We start from the raw sequence: 18,070 nt of genomic DNA on the forward strand, positions 1-18,070 counted from the left end.
TGGTCTAATTTTATTCTACTTGAGAGGAAATTTCCCAACATTTTAAAATTATTTACTCTCAATACATTCCAAAACCATCGACAATATCTTAGACTAAAGTACTCAAAAACCTAAGATAAAAAAGTATAACCAACAGAATGAACATTATTGATGCTCTTATTATATTTCTCTATGTGCTGCTCACTTTGGCTGTGGGAATATGGGTATCAAAAAAAGCATCTAAAGGTCTAAAGTCATACTTTCTTGGTGGCAATAACATTAAATGGTATTACCTAGGATTAAGTAACGGATCTGGCATGTTCGATGTCTCGGGAACCGCTTGGATGGTAGGCTTACTTTTCCTCTATGGCGCCAAAAGTTTCATGTTCATGTGGTTATGGCCCATCTGGAACCAGATTTTTATAATGATGTTTCTCGCAGTTTGGATACGGCGTTCCAATATCATGACAGGTTCGGAATGGATTCTAACAAGGTTTGGAGATGGTAAGGCAGGCAGAGCCTCACATAGTATCGTAGCTGTTTTTGCCATCGTTGCAGCTGTAGGTTTCATTGCTTACTTTTTTGAAGGTATAGGAAAGTTCATGACCGTAATACTCCCATGGGATTTGGCCTTGGAAATAGGAAGTTCCGTACTTTTAAATTCAGAGCAAAGTTACGCCCTAATAATTATTTTTTTGACCACAATATATACTGTTAAAGGAGGTATGTTCTCTGTAGTAGCTACGGAGGTTCTTCAATACGGGATTATGGTCATTGCTGGTATTCTGGTCGCAGGATACGCTTTTTTTACCGTAACGGACGTTGAAATCAACACCATTATTTCCACAGAATGGAAAAACGTCTTTTTTGGAGCACAGCTAGAAACACATTGGAGTGAACAGTTTCAAGCATTTAATAATCTAATAGATTCCGAAGGTTACAAAATGTTCGGTGCCTTAATAGGAATGACACTCTTCAAAGGTTTCTTTGCAAGTGTAGCTGGACCAACACCAAGTTACGACCTTCAAAGAATTTTGTCTACTAAATCCGTTAAAGAAGCAGCTTATATGAGTGGTTTCACGAATCTGGTACTTTTTATTCCAAGGTATCTTTTAATTGCTGGCATAGTAGTCATCGCCCTGGTGTTTCTTGGTCCTGAAATGGCCGCAAATCCTAATTTAAGTGGTGCCGATTTAGAGATTATTCTTCCCAAGGTTATCAATAATCATATTCCTGTAGGTATCAAGGGGCTTCTTTTGGCAGGACTTTTGGCCGCATTTATGTCAACATTCTCTGCATTTGTAAATGCAGGACCTGCATACATTGTAAATGACATTTACAAGAAATATTTTAAACCTACAGCAACAGATAAACACTATATTAAAGTAAGCCATATTGCATCCTTTCTTGTGGTTGTTCTTGGAGTTTTCATGGGCTTCTTCGCAGACTCCATAAATTCATTGACATTATGGATTACGAGTGCACTTTTCGGAGGTTATGTTGCTTCCAATTTCTTAAAATGGATATGGTGGCGCTTTAATGGTTGGGGTTATTTTTGGGGCATGTTGGCAGGTCTATTAATTGCTACCTTACAATTTGTGCTTGATCAAAACAAGGCCAACTTAGCAGAAGACTCCTTACTATTTGACCTTTGTAACGTGCACGCTATCTATTTGTTTCCAATTATTTTTGGATTTTCTCTTTTGGGCTCTTTTTTAGGTACTTTTCTAACACAGCCAACAGATTTAAATGTCCTCAAATCTTTTTACAAAAGCGTGAGACCCTGGGGTTTTTGGGACCCTGTTCTTAAAAGAATAAAACAAGATGGTGAAGAAATAGAATCGAACAATAGGTTCTATTGGGATATGATGAACTGTGTTATTGGTATCCTTTGGCAATCCAGCATGATTGTACTACCTGTTTATTTTATGATACGAGATTATCCCAAAGCTCTTATTGCATTACTGGTATTTTTAGGTACTTCCTTAATACTTAAATACACCTGGTTGGATAACATCAGAAAAATGCCAGATTAAAGACAGCCCAATTAATTATATTTTGAATTAATCCTAAAACGTAAAGCATAGTGAATTCTATTCCATGGCAAGAAAAACCAAAAGAACATACTGAAGTTCTTTGGAGGTATAGTGAAAATCCTATAATCAAAAGGGACGCCATACCCACATCCAATAGTATTTTCAATAGTGCGGTAGTACCTTTTAACAAAGGTTTTGCAGGAGTCTTTAGATGCGATAACAAAGCTGTTCAGATGAACATATTTGCAGGTTTTAGTTCGGATGGTATCAATTGGGACATTGAACACCGACCCATCAATTTTAAAGAAGGTAATACCAATATGATTGCTTCTGATTACAAATATGATCCACGGGTAACTTTTATTGAAGACCGCTATTGGATAACTTGGTGCAATGGATATCATGGACCAACGATAGGTATTGGATATACTTTTGATTTTAAAGAATTTTATCAATGTGAAAATGCCTTTTTACCCTTTAATAGAAATGGAGTATTATTTACAGAGAAAATAAATGGAAAATTTGCGATGTTGAGCAGACCAAGCGACAATGGCCATACACCATTTGGTGACATCTATGTAAGTTATAGCCCAGATATGAAGTACTGGGGAGAACATAGATGTGTAATGAAAGTAGCCCCGTTTACTGAGAGTGCCTGGCAATGCACAAAGATAGGGGCTGGCTCTGCACCCATTCGAATCAAAGAAGGATGGCTCATATTTTATCACGGTGTTATAAACACGTGCAATGGCTTTCGTTATTCTATGGGCGCAGCAATTTTAGACACCTATAATCCAGAAATTGTAAAGTACCGAACCAAACCCTATTTACTTTCTCCACAAACCAATTATGAATGCATGGGAGATGTGCCCAATGTTGTATTTCCATGCGCTTCCCTACATTCCCATGAGGAGGATAAAGTAGCTATTTATTATGGTGCTGCGGATACCGTTGTAGGCCTGGTATTCGGGAGATTATCCGAGATTGTGGAATTCACCAAGAATAACAGTTTATAAACTATTATGAGCAACACATCCTTAAAGACAAAAAAAATAATTGCACTGCTTCTTTTTGCGCTTTATCTAGGTTCTATATCATTACTCGCTCAAAACATACCTAAAAGTTATATAGCTCAGCATACCACAGAGGAAATACAGGTAAATGGAAAAGCAGATGAAGTTTCTTGGAAGAATGCCAAATGGTCATCGGTTTTTAAGGATATTGAAGGCGTAAAAGCTGCTACGTACAACACTCGATTTAAAATGATATGGGACAAGGAGTATCTCTATTTTTTAGCCGAAATAAAGGAACCCCATATTTGGGCAACTTTAAAGAAAAAAGATACTATTATTTTTTACAATAATGATTTTGAAATTTTTATTGACCCAGATGGCGACACACATAATTACTATGAGTATGAAATGAACGCTCTCAATACAATTTGGGATTTGTTCCTGTCAAAACCATATCGAAACGGCGGATATATTCTTAGCGATTGGGACTTTAAAGGATTAAAGTCTGCCGTGCATATTAATGGCTCTCTTAATGATTCAAAAGATATTGACAAAGGATGGACAGCAGAAATCGCTATTCCTTGGTCTTTTACAACACCTCCCGGAGGAACAACCGTTATTCCGAAGAATAAATTCTGGCGTATCAACTTTTCGAGAGTCAATTGGGAGCACGATTTAACCGATGGTCGTTACTCCAGGAAGAAAGATGCCGCAGGCAACTATCTTCACGAAAGTAATTGGGTATGGTCGCCACAAGGCGTTATTAATATGCATGAGCCAGAACATTGGGGATATGTATATTTTTCTGCGGATAACGTTGGTTCGAAATCCAGTTTTACCATTCCTGAAGATGAACATATTAAATGGTATTTATATGAACTATACCGCGACCATAGCGATAAAAATAAGGGTAAAGTCATCTGGAGAAAAAATGGCAGGACCTATACTACAAGCTCTAAAATAATACTCGGAAAACCCGTAACACCAATTTTGGAAAAGAATAACTTCGGGTTTGATATTTGGGCAACGAGCCCCTTTACCAACAAGAAAATGGTCATCCATGATGACGGAAAATTTGAAAGTTACCTAATGGAATAGAAATTTTTAAAGAGTTTACAAACACGTATCGAATGAAACTTAGCTTAAATTATTTATGGATGATGCTAGTTTTGGCATTTTATCCAGAAACTCAAATACAAGCGCAATCAACTATAGAAAAAGACTATACGCAATATGTAAATCCATTTATTGGCACATCAAATTTCGGCACTACCAATCCTGGACCAATTGCGGTGCGCGGCATGGCCAATGTCTCGCCTTTTAATGTAGCGGGACTCAATAATCTGCCCTTAGAAAAAGATAGTAGATGGTTATCTACTCCCTATGTCCACGAAAATAAATTCCTAACAGGATATAGCCATGCCAATCTTAGTGGAGTTGGATGTCCAGAATTGGGAGTTATACTGGCGATGCCAACTACAGGTGCGTTGGAGACCGATTATCTGAAATATGGCTCCACCTACAGCGAAGAGGTTTCCAGCGCCGGTTATTATTCCAACCGATTGGACAAATACGATATTAAGGTAGAAGCCACAGCATCTACCAGGGTTGGCCTATCAAAATACAGCTTTCCAAAAGGCAGGGCCAATATTCTATTGAATATGGGCTTAGGGCTTACCAATGAGCAGGGAGCAAGCTTACGCATAGTTTCTCCTACTGAAATAGAAGGCGTCCGCACGGTAGGGTCTTTTTGTTATTACAAACCAGAAGAGGCCTATCCGCTTTATTTCGTTGCGCAATTTTCAGAACCAGCAACCGCATATGGAATTTGGAAAAAATCATCTAAAATGGAGGGAATTGAAACGCAGTGGATGCAATCTCATGGAGGCAGTTACAATGGTAAGACGCTACTGAAAGAAGGATTTAGGCAGGAAGTGGTAGGCGACAGTATCGGAGCTTATATGCGTTATAATTTTGACGAACCTACTAATGTTGAGATGCGGATTGGTCTATCCTATGTGAGTATTGCGAATGCCAGAGAAAACCTTGAAAAAGAGGTAGGCAATAACACATTTAGTTCGGTTTTAACAAAAACACGAAAAAATTGGAATACGCATTTATCAAAAATTGAAGTCGAAGGAGGCTCTGAGGAGGACAAAATTAAATTCTACACGGCGCTATACCACACACTAATTCACCCAAGTACACTTAATGACTTTAACGGTGAATATCCGAAAATGGGCACCCGAGAGACCTTAAAAACCGATGGCACAAGATATACGGTCTTCTCCTTATGGGACACCTATAGAAATTTGCACCAACTCATGAGTTTGGTATATCCAGAACAGCAATCCAATATGATAAACAGTATGCTCCGTATCTACGATGAATCTGGATGGTTACCAAAATGGGAGCTCAATGCTACAGAAACCACTACAATGGTTGGGGACCCCGCAGGTATCATAATAGCGGACACCTATTTAAAGGGAATCCAGGATTTTGATATTGCATTGGCCTATAAAGCTATGGTTAAAAGCGCGGATCAACTAAAGGACAATCCGCTAAGGCCTGGTTTAGAAGATTATCTCAAATACGGCTATTTGACGACAACTACCACCAATAGCGGTTCTGTCTCCACAACTCAAGAATATAATATTAGTGACTATGCTATTGCACAATTAGCTAAAGAACTAGGCAAAAAAGAAGATTACAAACGTTTTTCTCAACGTTCTAGATCATATAGAAAATTGTTGGACAAAAACCTGAATTTACTTAGACCAAAGAACGAGGACGGCAGTTGGCTCTCCCCTTATGACCCGACTAACGGAGCTAATTTTATTAAAAATGTAGGTTTTATTGAAGGTAACGCTTGGCAATATACGTTTATGGCACCTCATGATATTCCCGGACTTATGAAACTTATGGGCGGGAAGAGAAGATTTTCACAACAGTTAGAGAAAGTTTTTAGCTCTGGTCAATTTGATATGGCCAATGAGCCAGATATTATGTATCCCTATCTTTTTAACTACGTGGGTGGTGAGGAGTTCAAAACACAGGAAAAAGTAAAAGAACTTTTGAAACAACACTACAAGAATAAACCCGAAGGGTTACCTGGGAATGACGACACGGGTACCATGAGCGCGTGGGCCGTATTCTCTCTGATGGGAATTTATCCTATTAATCCTGCAAATCCAATTTATGCCATAACCACACCAAGTTTTGATAAAACAACCATACACCTTAATGAAAAGTATTACGGGAAAGATAAAATCGAAATTATTAAGATAGGGAGGGGTAAAATTTCAAAGCTACAAAGTGGTACCAAAACATTGAATAAGTTTTTCATTTCGCATGAAAATTTAGTCAATAACAAATCACTTAAAATTTATCTGGAGCACTAGATTTCATTGAATTTTAACGTTTTATTTATATTTTAAAGCTTATTTTCAAGATAAATTAAGGATAATTTAACGTTCGTAGTGTTTTCGCAAATACGTTCTTTAGCTTTTCACGACTGTTATTAGTCGAATATTTTTCGGCTTTAGTGGTCATCTCATCACTTTTAGTACTCATATTAGTATCACCTAACTAAACTCAAAATTTATGAACAAAAAAATCTTAAGTTTTCTGACTCTTGTGTCATTACTCTTCTTTCAAGGGGTAATTGCACAAAACAGCACAGTATCCGGTACGGTGTCAGATGATTCTGGCACACCACTGCCCGGTGTCAATGTTGTAGAAAAAGGCACATCGAATGGTACCTCTACCGATTTTGACGGTAACTATACCATAAGTGTGGGAAATAATGCAACCTTAGTTTTCTCCTCATTAGGTTTTGAAAGAAAAGAAGTTGCTGTAAACGGACAAAGCACCATAAACACCTCACTAGCAGAAGATGCTAGCCAATTGGACGAGGTTGTGGTTACCGCTCTTGGTATAAAGAAAGAAACCAAAGCACTTGGTTATTCTTTAACCGAAGTAGGCGGAGAAGAAATTGCAACGGTCAAAACACCTAATGCAATCAACTCCCTACAAGGTAAGATAGCAGGTGTTAACATTTCGCAAAATTCTACCGGAGCGGCAGGCTCTAGTAGGGTTATCATAAGGGGTTCTAGTTCGCTCTCTGGTGAAAACCAACCTTTATATGTTGTCGACGGTATTCCGATTAGCAATGGCAATAACGGTTCTGCAAGTTTGTGGGGTGGTTCTGATGGTGGAGATGGTATTTCGAGTATAAACCCAGATGATATCGAATCTATTTCAGTATTAAAAGGTGGTGCTGCATCAGCCTTATACGGTTCACGTGCTGCGGGTGGTGTGGTAATCATTACTACAAAATCCGGTCAAGGCCAAGAAGGTTTTGGTGTGGAATACAGCAGTCAGGTAACCTTTGACCAAGTAGATACTTCTTTACAGGATTTTCAAACTGAATATGGGCAAGGACTTTTAGGTGCCAAACCGGCGAACGCTGGAGGAGCGCAAGAGGCAGGATTTAATTCGTGGGGACCCCGTTTTGATGGATCTTCCGTACCACAATGGGATGGTGTTTCAAGACCATACTCCTATACTGGTAACAATATCGACAGATTCTATAGAACAGGTACTACATTTATAAACACCGTTGCACTTACTTCGGCAAAAGAGAATCTTTCTTATAGAATGTCCGTTTCTGACCTTACAAACGAAGATGTATTACCAAATGCAGGCTTTAACAGAAAGTCTTTCTCCTTAAACACAACGGCTGTTTTGGCAGATAAGTTAACCAGTACAGTAAACGCTAAATACATTATAGAAAAAGTACAGAACAGACCAAGGCTATCAGATAGTCCTGGCAACGCAAACTTCTCTGTTGGTCTACTTCCCGGAAACCTAAATGTTACTGATTTACAACCAGCTACAGACGAAAATGGACAAGAGAGACAACTAACAGACAATGTATTCGTCACTAACCCTTATTTTGCTGCATTTAACTTTAGACAGCAAGACAGAAGAAATAGAATTATCGCCTCAACAACACTTCGTTACGACTTTACCGATTGGCTTTCCTTAACAGGAAGAATGGGTATTGATAATGATGTTATACGTAGGACGCAGGTAACACCTTTTGGAACCGGATTTCAACCTTTAGGAAGTTTAACAGAATCCGAAAGAAGAACAAATCAAGTAGACGCGGATATCATTTTAGCCGCCGAGCGCGATATCACGGATAAGTTTGCCATTTCAGCTTTAGTGGGAGCCAACTCAAACCACTTAAGAAGCGAAAACCTCTTTTTAGGAGGTGGTGATTTCATCGTTCCTGGTTTAGAGGATATCGGAAACACGGTAACACAGAACAGACGTAGAGAATTTTCAGAACGTAAAATTGGTTCCGTTTATGGTTCCTTAGAATTATCGTACGACCGTTGGGCCTACATTACCTTTACCGGAAGAAATGACTGGTTCTCCACGTTATCATTTCCAGGAAAGACAACACCTAATGATGACTTCTACCCATCTATAAACGCTAGTTTAGTTTTATCCGATGCATTTGAAATGCCCTCTTTTATAGATTTTTTAAAGTTAAGAGGTGGATATTCTGAAGTAGCAGGTGGTGCCCAAGATCCTTATACGTTAGGATTAACGTACCAAATCTTTGGTAACCCTTTAAACGGACAACCTACCGGTAATATTAGTAATGGTAGTGTTCCCAATGCCAATCTAGTAGCTTTTAGTAAAAATGAATCTGAAATAGGTTTAGATTTAAGAATGTTCGGAAACAGACTTTCCTTTGATTTAGCATACTATAGCAATGAAACAACGAACGATATTGTAAACGTTGCCACTTCTTCATTCTCCGGTTATGGAGGTGCTAGTGCAAACCTAGGTAAGGTATCCAATAAAGGTTTTGAATTTTTGGTTAGCGGTACGCCTATAAGAACAGCTGATTTAAATTGGAACGTTTCCATAAACGGCGCATACAACGAAGGTTTAGTTGTAGCTACGGATGATGTAGGTTCAGATGTTAATTTAGATGAACCAAGAACACGTAATGTAAGAATTACACATCGCGTTGGTGAAAGATATGGTACTATAGTAGGGGTTTCTTACGAAAGAGATGCCAATGGTGTCATTAAATATGACATAGATGCTGATGGGGTTCCAAGAGCTGTTGAGGGCGAACGTAAAATTTTAGGTGAAGGTGTTGCTCCCTTAACAATGGGTTTCACAAACTCCTTTACGTACAAGAATTTTAATCTTAATTTCCTAATAGATGGTAAATTTGGAGGGCAGATTTTCTCAGGAACAAATACACTTCTTTATGGCGTAGGTCTACATAAGAAAACCTTGGAAGGTAGAGAAACTGGTTTAACGGTATCTGGAATCGACAATGCTACGGACCAACCCTTTACGACTACAGTAGCTCCAGAAAACCTTCAGACCTACTGGGGTGAGATAAACGATATAGCAGAGGAGTTTGTAGAAGACTCGGATTATATTAAATTTAGACAATTAAGTTTAGGTTACACACTACCACAGAAGGCGTTAGAGAATGTTTTTCTTACCAGTGTTAATGTTTCTGTAATTGCTTCCAACTTGTTTTATATCTCTAGAAGCATAGACAATATTGATCCTGAAAGCGCCTATAACGTAGGTAATTCTCAAGGTTTGGAATATTTTGGTGTTCCTTCCGCAAGAAATTACGGTTTAACGATCAATTTAAAGTTTTAAAAAAAAAAGTATGAAAAAATTAATTTGTTTATTTATGATGGCGCTGGTAGTAGGCGCTTGTGATGAAGGATTTGACGAACTGAACGTTAATCCTACAAGACCACCGCAAATTGCAGCGGCCAATAAGTTAACTGCTGTGCAGAAGTTTATTTCCAGTGAGCGTTATGACAATTGGAGAGCAGGTATGATTTACCAGTCGACCATGATGCAACATATTGCAACAACCGCTGGTTATTGGGATGGTGACAAGTACACTTGGAACCGAGGTTACGCCTCTTCATTAATGGACCGTTATTATGGTAATGCCATAAAGACAATTGAAGATTTAATGTTTCAATTAGATCAAGAGGAAGCTCCAGATGAAATGAAGGCAATTGTTCGTATCATGAGAGTGTTTGCTTTTTCACGTTTAACCGACCTATATGGGGATGTTCCCTATAGCGAAGCTGGTAAGGCAGTATTGGAAGGTATTTTTCTACCTAAATACGATGCACAAAGTGAAATCTATCCAGACATGTTGAATGAACTAGAAGAATCCGCAGCTGCTTTAAGTAGTGGCACTTCAGGTTTTGGCGCTGCCGATGTAATCTACAACGGTGATCAAGCAAAATGGAAAAAATTAGCTAATTCGTTAATGCTTCGTTTGGGACTACGTTTAATCAAAGTTGATCCAGCAGCCGCACAATCTTGGGCAACCAAAGCTATCGCTGGTGGCGTAATGGAATCAAATGATGACATCTTCTATCTTCAACATGATAATAATAACAGAAATGGTATCTCTGAAGTATTTGCTGCTGATGGTAATCCAAGAATGAGTAAGACGTTTATCGACTTTTTACAAGCAGGTAATGATCCAAGGCTGCCTATCTTGGCCGCCAGAAGAGGAGATGGAAGTACGGCCGCAGAAGATTTAATAGGCTTTCCTAACGGTTTAAATAGTGCCATGTTATTAGAGATGACTGGCGAGGAAAACACGGATGCTTACGCAGAGCCAAATAGAGATATCTTAGCCGCTTTTGAAGCTCCTATGATTTTCCAAACTTATGCTGAAGTACAATTTATGATAGCGGAATCCAATGTACGCTGGGGTATCGGTGGTGATGCGGAAACAGCTTATAACAATGGTGTTAGAGCTGCAATGAAACAACTGTCATTGTATACAGATGCTGCTACCATAGCCGATGCGGACATTGACACCTACCTTGCCGCCAATCCTTATGACGCCGCTAATGCAATAGAGCAAATTGCCAACCAATATTGGGTAGCTACATTCCTTAATGAATATGAGACCTTTTCTAACTGGAGAAGAGTAGGTTTCCCTACATTGGTACCTGTAAATTTCCCAGGTAATGAAACAGGAGGAACTATTCCAAGAAGATTAACATGGACGGAAAACGAAGCAGCGGTTAATGCAGACAATTATCAAGCAGCAATAGCAGCTCAAGGTCCGGATATTTTGACCACTAGAGTTTGGTGGGATGTTGAATAGTATTTAAAATACTTTATAAATAATCTTTGTAAAGTTTGAGTTAGTTTTAATTGAGTTAATAAAGGAGGGGAAACTCTCCTTTATTTTTTTATACAAAATAGTATCTTGTACTTATGAAAGCAGGCTATTTACCTTATTATATTTTTGTTCTCTTCATATGCTCTTGTAATGCCGAAAAAGAACCCTCGCAACCGAAACAGCAACGCTTTACATTATTAAAATCATCCGATACGGGTGTAGATTTCGTTAACAAAGTCCAAGATGATAAGGACAAAAGTATTTTTCTTTACGCTAATTTCTATGGTGGTGCTGGAGTAGGTGTTGGTGATTTCAATAAGGACGGCCTACAGGATCTCTTTTTTGCAGGCAATATGGTTCCGGATAAGTTATACCTTAATAAAGGAAACATGGTTTTTGAAGACCATACCCTTCAGTCGGGAATTCAAGATATCCCCGGTTGGTCTACAGGAGTTACTGTAGCAGATATAAACAATGACGGACACTTAGATATATATGTAAGTCGAGAACTTTATGATGAAAACCCCATTTGGAGAAAAAATCTACTTTACATCAATAAAGGGGATGGCACCTTCGATGAAATGGCCGAGACCTATAATATTGCCAACGACCAAAGAACGCGCCATGCAACTTTTCTAGATTATGATAAAGATGGTCTTTTAGATTTATTCCTACTAACACAACCGCCCAATCCAGGAAGTTTATCGCAATATTTTGATGCGGACAATCTTTTAATACCCGAATACACTTTACGATTGTATAAAAACCAAGGAGATTCATTTTTAGATGTCACAGCATCTTCCGGAATAAAAAGAACAGGATTTCCTAATGCTGTTTCCGCAAGTGATTTAAATAATGATGGCTGGACGGATTTATACGTTGCCAATGATTTCTACGCCCCGGATTTCCTGTTCATCAATAACCAAGACGGGACATTTTCCAGTATGGAAAAAGGTGCTTTAAAGCAAACATCCTATTACAGCATGGGCGTTGATGTGGCGGATATTAACAATGATGCTTCATTAGATGTCTTTGTCTTAGACATGGTGGCAGAAGATAACTTCCGATTAAAGTCTAATATGAGCGGAATGGACATCAGTTCATTCTGGAAGGTAGTAGCCGATGGTGGCGGATACCAATATATGTACAACACCTTGCAACTTAATAATGGCAATGGGACCTTTAGCAATATAGCGCAATATGCGAATATGGCAGCGACAGACTGGAGTTGGTCCAATCTAATCGCAGATTTTGACAATGATGGCCTAAAGGACACCTATATAACCAATGGTTTATTAAGGGATATACGAAATACGGATGCCGATAAGAAAATCGCAAATTACATCAACACCACTAGGACGGATTGGCTATCCAAAAACCCTAATGGAGGAGAGATTAAGAGCATTTGGGATATTGTAGACTTAGAAAAAGCGGTCAACATGATTCCTTCTCAACCCTTAAAAAATTACGCCTATAAAAATAAAGGCAACCTAGAATTCGAGAAAATATCCAACGATTGGGGCCTTGACTCTGAATCTTTCTCAAACGGATCCGCCTATGCGGATTTGGATAACGACGGTGATTTAGACCTGGTAGTTAATAATATCAATGAAGAGGCCTTCATTTATCGTAATAATTCAGAAAGTCTTGACAATGCCAATTACCTCCGTATTCAACTTACGGATAGTGAAAATAAACCATTATTTGGCACACGTATCACTATTTATACGGCAGACGGACTACAAACACAAGAAACTACCAATGTCCGCGGTATTTATTCCACAAGTGAGCCTCTGGTTCATTTTGGACTTTCAAGAAATAAAGAAGTGGACAGCTTGGTAATACGTTGGCCAAATGGCAAAAGTACCGTACAAAAAGCTATTGCTGCCAATCAAGTGCTTCAGCTAAGCATGGACGAAGCTACTAATTTATCGCGCCCTATTTCAGATTATTCTAAGCAAGGGCTTTTCAAAAATGTTACGGATTCTTTTGACGCCAATTTTAAACATCAAGAAAATAATTTTGATGATTTTGAAAAACAGCTATTACTTCCACACAAACTATCTCAATTTGGCCCTGCATTAGCTGTAGGAGACGTAAATAATGATGGCTTAGAAGATATTTATGTTGGAGGTGCCGCAGAACAGCGTCCAAAGCTTTTCTTGCAAACCGCAAATGGTAATTTTTCATCTTCCAACGAAAACTTCTGGTCAAAAGAAAAACCCTATGAAGATGTCGATGCTGTTTTCGTTGACATTAATAGGGACGGCTTCAAGGATTTATATGTAGTTAGCGGAGGTAATGCTTATGAAAAAAACGATTTTCATTATACAGACCGTCTTTATCTAAATGATGGCTCAGGGAGCTTTAAAAAGGGTGCTATTCTTAATGCTGATAGAGTAAGCGGGGCAGTAGTAAAAGCATCCGATTATGATAATGATGGCGATATGGACCTTTTTGTAGGCGGCAGACATACGCCGCATCAATATCCGAACCCTACATCTAGCATGCTATTGATCAATGATAATGGCCAATTAGTTAATAGCACAGCAGCGCTCAGCAAGGAACTTCAGGAAATAGGCATGGTTACCGATGCAGTATGGTCCGACTATGACGGCGATCAAGATTTAGATTTAATTCTTACCGGAGAATGGATGCCCATTACCATTTTTGATAACCAAGACGGAACATTGACTAAAGTAGACCACCCTGAATTTGAAAAAACCCGAGGATGGTGGTTCAGTATTGAACAAGGGGATTTTGACAACGATGGTGACATGGATTTCATTGCAGGTAATTTAGGTCTTAATTATAAGTACAAGACCGATTCGGAAAAACCCTTTGACATCTTTTATAATGATTTTGATGCTAATGGGAACGGAGATATTGTGCTTGGTTATTACAATAATGAAAAGCACTACCCCCTTCGTGGTTTCTCCTGTTCATCGCAACAAATCCCTGGCTTAAAGGATAAGATAAAAAAATACGACGCTTTCGCTTCACTAGAACTAAAGGAAGTTTACGGAGAAAAGCAATTAAAGGATGCGCTGCATTATGTCGCTGATACTTTTGCTTCTGTTTATATTGAAAATATAGGGAACGGTAAGTTTAAGATTTCCCAACTACCAGGTCTAGCCCAGCTTACCAATATCAATGATATGCAAATAGCAGATTTTAACGAAGACGGTCATGCAGATATTTTGGCCATTGGCAATCTATTTGTTTCAGAGATAGAAACGCCTAGAAACGATGCGGGAACCGGATTATTACTTACTGGTGACGGTAAAGGAAATTTTACTGCTCAAAGAGGAGCGGAAATTGGTTTCTACGCCGCAAAAGATGCCAAACAAATGGCAACCTTAAAAGTTGCAGGAAAAAACCATGTTCTGGTAGGGAATAATAATGATGTACTACAAAGCTTTAGGTTAGAATAAAACCGAAAATATGTGTAAGGAAAAGCAGATTAACTTAAGTAAAGTTCAACCAAGCCTTCTGGGGTGTTTACGTAAATAACCTTATTATCCCTGTCTACCTTTATTATAATATCGTCAGTTAAAGGAATCAAAAGCTGTTTCTCCTCCTTTAAGACCTCGAACAAAGCTTGCGCTGTTGTATCGTTCACACTCTGAACAATGCCAATATTTCCATGTACAGCATCCATCATGGTAAAACCAATGATTTCGTGAAAGTAAAACTTGTTCCCTGTTAATTTGGGCAGCAACGTGAGTGGTAGGTACAATTCGGAACCCATAATTCTATCCGCATCGGACTCTGTTTTCACTTCTTCAAAATCAATCCGTAATAAATTGGACTTATGAAGACGGCACCTGTCAATAAAAAATGGAACCAGATTATTTCCTAAAGAAATAAATACTGATTCCATTTTCTCGTAAACTTCAGGTTCGTCCGTATCTAACTTGACAAGGACTTCTCCCTTAAAACTATATTTTGAAACGATTTTGCCGAGGTAGAAACACTCTTCCTTGCGCATCGTAACCTTTCTATTCTTCTTCTGAAGTTGTAGCTTCCTCTTTAGGAGCTTCAGTTTCCTCAACTGCAGCTTCCGGAGCAGGAGCTTCTTCTAAGGCTTCTACTTCTTCTTCAGCGCTTCCGTCCTCTGGAGTTTCAGGCAATGCAGCCGCAGCAGCTTCAGCAGCTCTTTTCTCGTTCACTTCTTTCTCTGCCTGCAGTGCTTTTGCTTTAGCATCGGCCTTAGCCTTGTCCAAACCACCAACTTTGTCTGCAACTGATTTTTCTTTCTCTTCTAACCAAGCATTGAACTTTTCCTCTACCTGCTCTTCTGTTAAAGCTCCTTTACGCAATCCTCCTAGTAAGTGATGCTTTAAAAGCACCCCTTTGTATGAAAGTATAGCTCTAGCCGTATCGGTTGGTTGCGCACCGTTCTGTAACCACTGTACAGAATTATCAACATTTAACTCGATTGTTGCTGGATTTGTATTAGGGTTATAGATTCCTAATTTTTCCAAGAATTTACCATCTCTCTTTGCTCTTGCATCTGCCGCAACAACCCAATAGAATGGTTTACCTTTTTTACCGTGTCTCTGTAATCTAATTTTTACTGGCATATCACATTAATTTTGTAGGGTGCCCGACCCTCGATTATTAATTCTATTTTAAATTATTCCCATAAAGGGCTGCAAATATATAACATTCACTTTTATACTGCCCCATTTTGTACGTCAATTTTAGCATTTAGTGTTAAATAGCATTAACATTTACGTGCATAGTCGTTAAACTCCTGCTAAACCCCCGTAAATACTTGTGATTTTGAAATATTCTCTTAATTTAAGTAGTGTAGTTATTGATAGACAATAACACATTTGAACTAAAATGATAAGAGATAAATGAAGTACACAGAAAAAGTATCAAACAGATTAAACGATTTATTAACCCGTACATACGATGCGGAAAAGGGATTCAAATTAGCCCAAGAAAAGATTGATAATCCGTCGATAAAAACATTTTTGAACGAAAGAGTGCAGCAGCGCTATAATTTTGGACATGAATTAAAAGATGAAATAGCCAATTTTGGAGAATTACCAGAAAAAGGGGGCAGCATTAAAGGAGATTTGCATAGAACCTGGATGAATTTGACCGCCACACTCACTGGAAACGAAACAGAGCGAATCTTGGAAGAAGTAGAACGCGGCGAAAAAGCAAGTTTAGAGGAGTACAACGATATTCTGAAGGATAATGATATGATTTTACCACCCTCGACGGAAAATTTATTGATAAAACAAAGAAACGCTATTAAGGCTGCTTTGAATATCAATAAGAGATACGAGGAATTGGTATCCTAATAGATTAATACAATTTAGAAAACCGAGAAATAAAATTTCTCGGTTTTTTTATGCATACTATTCCCGGTCTATCAACTGATTCTTTCCTCTTACCAGTTGAGAATTATGCTCAAGAACAAGGTTTTCAATTTGTTTCAGAACTTCAGGGTGGGCATCCGCAATATTAAAATGCTCCCCTGGGTCATATGCCAAGTTATATAGTAAAGGAACATCGTATACTATACGCTTACCAAATTCTCCATAAGCTCCTTGTGTTATAAAGTGCGCTTTATAATCCCCTAAACGCGCGGCATACAATTCCGTACCCCGATAATACAGCATACTATTTCTTGAACTAGGTGCACCACGTAACAAGGTTTTGCTTAAATCCACACCATCATGGATAGTACCATTTGGAACTGGAATATTCGCCATAGCGCTAAACGTAGTAAATAAATCAAGCGTTGAGCCAAGGTCCGTAATCACACCCTTTTCGACAAGACCAGGACCCCAAAATATCGTAGGTGCCCGCATGCCTCCCTCCCAAGTAGTACCCTTGCCCGCGCGAAGCAACCCAGCACTGCCGCCATTGTTCTTAAACGGTAACCAAGGTCCATTATCAGAGGTGAATATGACTATAGTATTATCATCAAAACCTTTCTCCTTTAAAACACTTATTATATTTCCAACGCCATTATCTATTTCCTCTACCACATCCCCATATAATCCGCGCTTACTTTTACCTAAAAATTCTTTAGACGCAAATAAAGGTATGTGAGGCAGATTGTGGGCCAAATACAAAAAGAAAGGATTCTCGCCTTGTTGTTTGATAAAAGCAACAGCTTCGTCGGAATATCGCTTTGTAATATTATTTTGATTTGCAGGGCGTTCTACTATTTGGGTTCCCCTAAGTAGCGGTACGTTAAAATGCGTTGTTTTAATAGAATCGTCCGGTTGATTCCAATATTCGCTTCCTCCTTTTTGAACGACCCTATCCATATCATTGGAATACGGAATCCCAAAATAGGAGTCAAAACCATTATTTGTAGGCAGAAAATCTTCCTTATGGCCCAAATGCCATTTTCCGATAGCTGCGGTAGTATAACCTGCTTCTTTAAGTTGCTCGGCCAGGGTAATCTCGGAAGCAGGCAAACCATTTTTAGAATCAGGGAACAATACCCTGTTCTTGTTACTTGCCATACCACTACGAACAGGCAGTCGCCCGGTCAGCAGACCCGCCCTACTAGGAGTACAAACACTGGCCGCCGCATAAAAATTAGTCCATTTCTGACCTTCAAAAGCCATGTTATCAAGGTTTGGAGTTTTTATAGACGGATTTCCGAAAACACCCAAATCACCGTATCCAAGATCATCTGCGAAAATGACTATAAAGTTGGGCGCTTTTACTTGATGCTTCTGACCACGGGCCATGGCAGCACTTATCAAGTAAAATAATAGTATATAATACCATATTGTCGTAAGTCCAAGATTAGTTTTCATTCGATAACGTTTTTATCTTTTCTAAGA

11 protein-coding genes are annotated in these 18,070 nt (G+C 38.7%); 8 read left to right on the forward strand and 3 right to left on the reverse strand.

Features of this window, described 5'->3' with window-relative positions; all coding sequences use genetic code 11:
* Positions 1-137 precede the first annotated feature (137 nt).
* From SJY09_RS11410 to SJY09_RS11440, 7 genes are all read left to right on the forward strand, one after another.
* The gene (locus SJY09_RS11410; RefSeq protein ID WP_396635846.1) at positions 138-2,015 is read left to right on the forward strand and encodes a sodium:solute symporter family protein; all 1,878 of its coding nucleotides are present in this window, start codon (positions 138-140) and stop codon (positions 2,013-2,015) included.
* A 47-nt stretch (positions 2,016-2,062) separates the two neighbouring features.
* Positions 2,063-3,031, forward strand: coding sequence for a glycosidase (locus tag SJY09_RS11415; RefSeq protein WP_396638625.1), 969 nt, complete (start codon positions 2,063-2,065; stop codon positions 3,029-3,031).
* A gap of 6 nt (positions 3,032-3,037) precedes the next feature.
* Positions 3,038-4,126, forward strand: a complete 1,089-nt coding sequence (locus SJY09_RS11420; RefSeq protein WP_396635847.1) for a carbohydrate-binding family 9-like protein — start codon at positions 3,038-3,040, stop codon at positions 4,124-4,126.
* 32 nt (positions 4,127-4,158) lie between these two features.
* Positions 4,159-6,429 carry a GH92 family glycosyl hydrolase gene (locus tag SJY09_RS11425; RefSeq protein WP_396635848.1) on the forward strand — a complete coding sequence of 757 codons (2,271 nt, stop codon included), beginning with the start codon at positions 4,159-4,161 and terminating at the stop codon, positions 6,427-6,429.
* Positions 6,430-6,631: 202 nt separating this feature from the next.
* Positions 6,632-9,736, forward strand: coding sequence for a SusC/RagA family TonB-linked outer membrane protein (locus SJY09_RS11430; RefSeq protein ID WP_396635849.1), 3,105 nt, complete (start codon positions 6,632-6,634; stop codon positions 9,734-9,736).
* Positions 9,737-9,746: 10 nt separating this feature from the next.
* Positions 9,747-11,225 (forward strand): SusD/RagB family nutrient-binding outer membrane lipoprotein, encoded by a 1,479-nt coding sequence (locus SJY09_RS11435; protein ID WP_396635850.1) that lies wholly within the window; start codon positions 9,747-9,749, stop codon positions 11,223-11,225.
* Between the two features lie 113 nt (positions 11,226-11,338).
* Positions 11,339-14,677, forward strand: a complete 3,339-nt coding sequence (locus tag SJY09_RS11440; RefSeq protein ID WP_396635851.1) for a VCBS repeat-containing protein — start codon at positions 11,339-11,341, stop codon at positions 14,675-14,677.
* A gap of 29 nt (positions 14,678-14,706) precedes the next feature.
* Here the strand turns inward: SJY09_RS11440 and rimM are convergent, their stop codons facing one another.
* Positions 14,707-15,234 carry a ribosome maturation factor RimM gene (gene rimM, locus SJY09_RS11445; protein ID WP_396635852.1) on the reverse strand — a complete coding sequence of 176 codons (528 nt, stop codon included), beginning with the start codon at positions 15,232-15,234 and terminating at the stop codon, positions 14,707-14,709.
* A 10-nt stretch (positions 15,235-15,244) separates the two neighbouring features.
* Positions 15,245-15,829 (reverse strand): 30S ribosomal protein S16, encoded by a 585-nt coding sequence (locus tag SJY09_RS11450; RefSeq protein WP_396635853.1) that lies wholly within the window; start codon positions 15,827-15,829, stop codon positions 15,245-15,247.
* A gap of 279 nt (positions 15,830-16,108) precedes the next feature.
* Between SJY09_RS11450 and SJY09_RS11455 the strand changes: the two genes are divergently transcribed.
* Positions 16,109-16,564 carry a PA2169 family four-helix-bundle protein gene (locus SJY09_RS11455; RefSeq protein WP_396635854.1) on the forward strand — a complete coding sequence of 152 codons (456 nt, stop codon included), beginning with the start codon at positions 16,109-16,111 and terminating at the stop codon, positions 16,562-16,564.
* Positions 16,565-16,621: 57 nt separating this feature from the next.
* On the opposite strand, the gene SJY09_RS11460 is transcribed toward SJY09_RS11455, so the two are convergent.
* Entirely contained in the window at positions 16,622-18,043 is a 1,422-nt protein-coding gene (locus SJY09_RS11460; protein WP_396635855.1) for a sulfatase, read from the reverse strand.
* Between the last annotated feature and the right edge of the window lie 27 nt (positions 18,044-18,070).

It is taken from the genome of Maribacter sp. R77961, assembly GCF_044594925.1.
Lineage (GTDB): Bacteria > Bacteroidota > Bacteroidia > Flavobacteriales > Flavobacteriaceae > Maribacter.

Excerpts from the sequence above, each read along its gene's own strand:
- SJY09_RS11410 (WP_396635846.1), top strand. The coding sequence starts at position 138 with ATGAACATTATTGATGCTCTTATTATATTTCTCTATGTGCTGCTCACT.
- SJY09_RS11420 (WP_396635847.1), top strand. The coding sequence starts at position 3,038 with ATGAGCAACACATCCTTAAAGACAAAAAAAATAATTGCACTGCTTCTT.
- SJY09_RS11425 (WP_396635848.1), top strand. The coding sequence starts at position 4,159 with ATGAAACTTAGCTTAAATTATTTATGGATGATGCTAGTTTTGGCATTT.
- SJY09_RS11430 (WP_396635849.1), top strand. The coding sequence starts at position 6,632 with ATGAACAAAAAAATCTTAAGTTTTCTGACTCTTGTGTCATTACTCTTC.
- SJY09_RS11435 (WP_396635850.1), top strand. The coding sequence starts at position 9,747 with ATGAAAAAATTAATTTGTTTATTTATGATGGCGCTGGTAGTAGGCGCT.
- SJY09_RS11440 (WP_396635851.1), top strand. The coding sequence starts at position 11,339 with ATGAAAGCAGGCTATTTACCTTATTATATTTTTGTTCTCTTCATATGC.
- rimM (WP_396635852.1), bottom strand. The coding sequence starts at position 15,234 with ATGCGCAAGGAAGAGTGTTTCTACCTCGGCAAAATCGTTTCAAAATAT.
- SJY09_RS11450 (WP_396635853.1), bottom strand. The coding sequence starts at position 15,829 with ATGCCAGTAAAAATTAGATTACAGAGACACGGTAAAAAAGGTAAACCA.
- SJY09_RS11455 (WP_396635854.1), top strand. The coding sequence starts at position 16,109 with ATGAAGTACACAGAAAAAGTATCAAACAGATTAAACGATTTATTAACC.
- SJY09_RS11460 (WP_396635855.1), bottom strand. The coding sequence starts at position 18,043 with ATGAAAACTAATCTTGGACTTACGACAATATGGTATTATATACTATTA.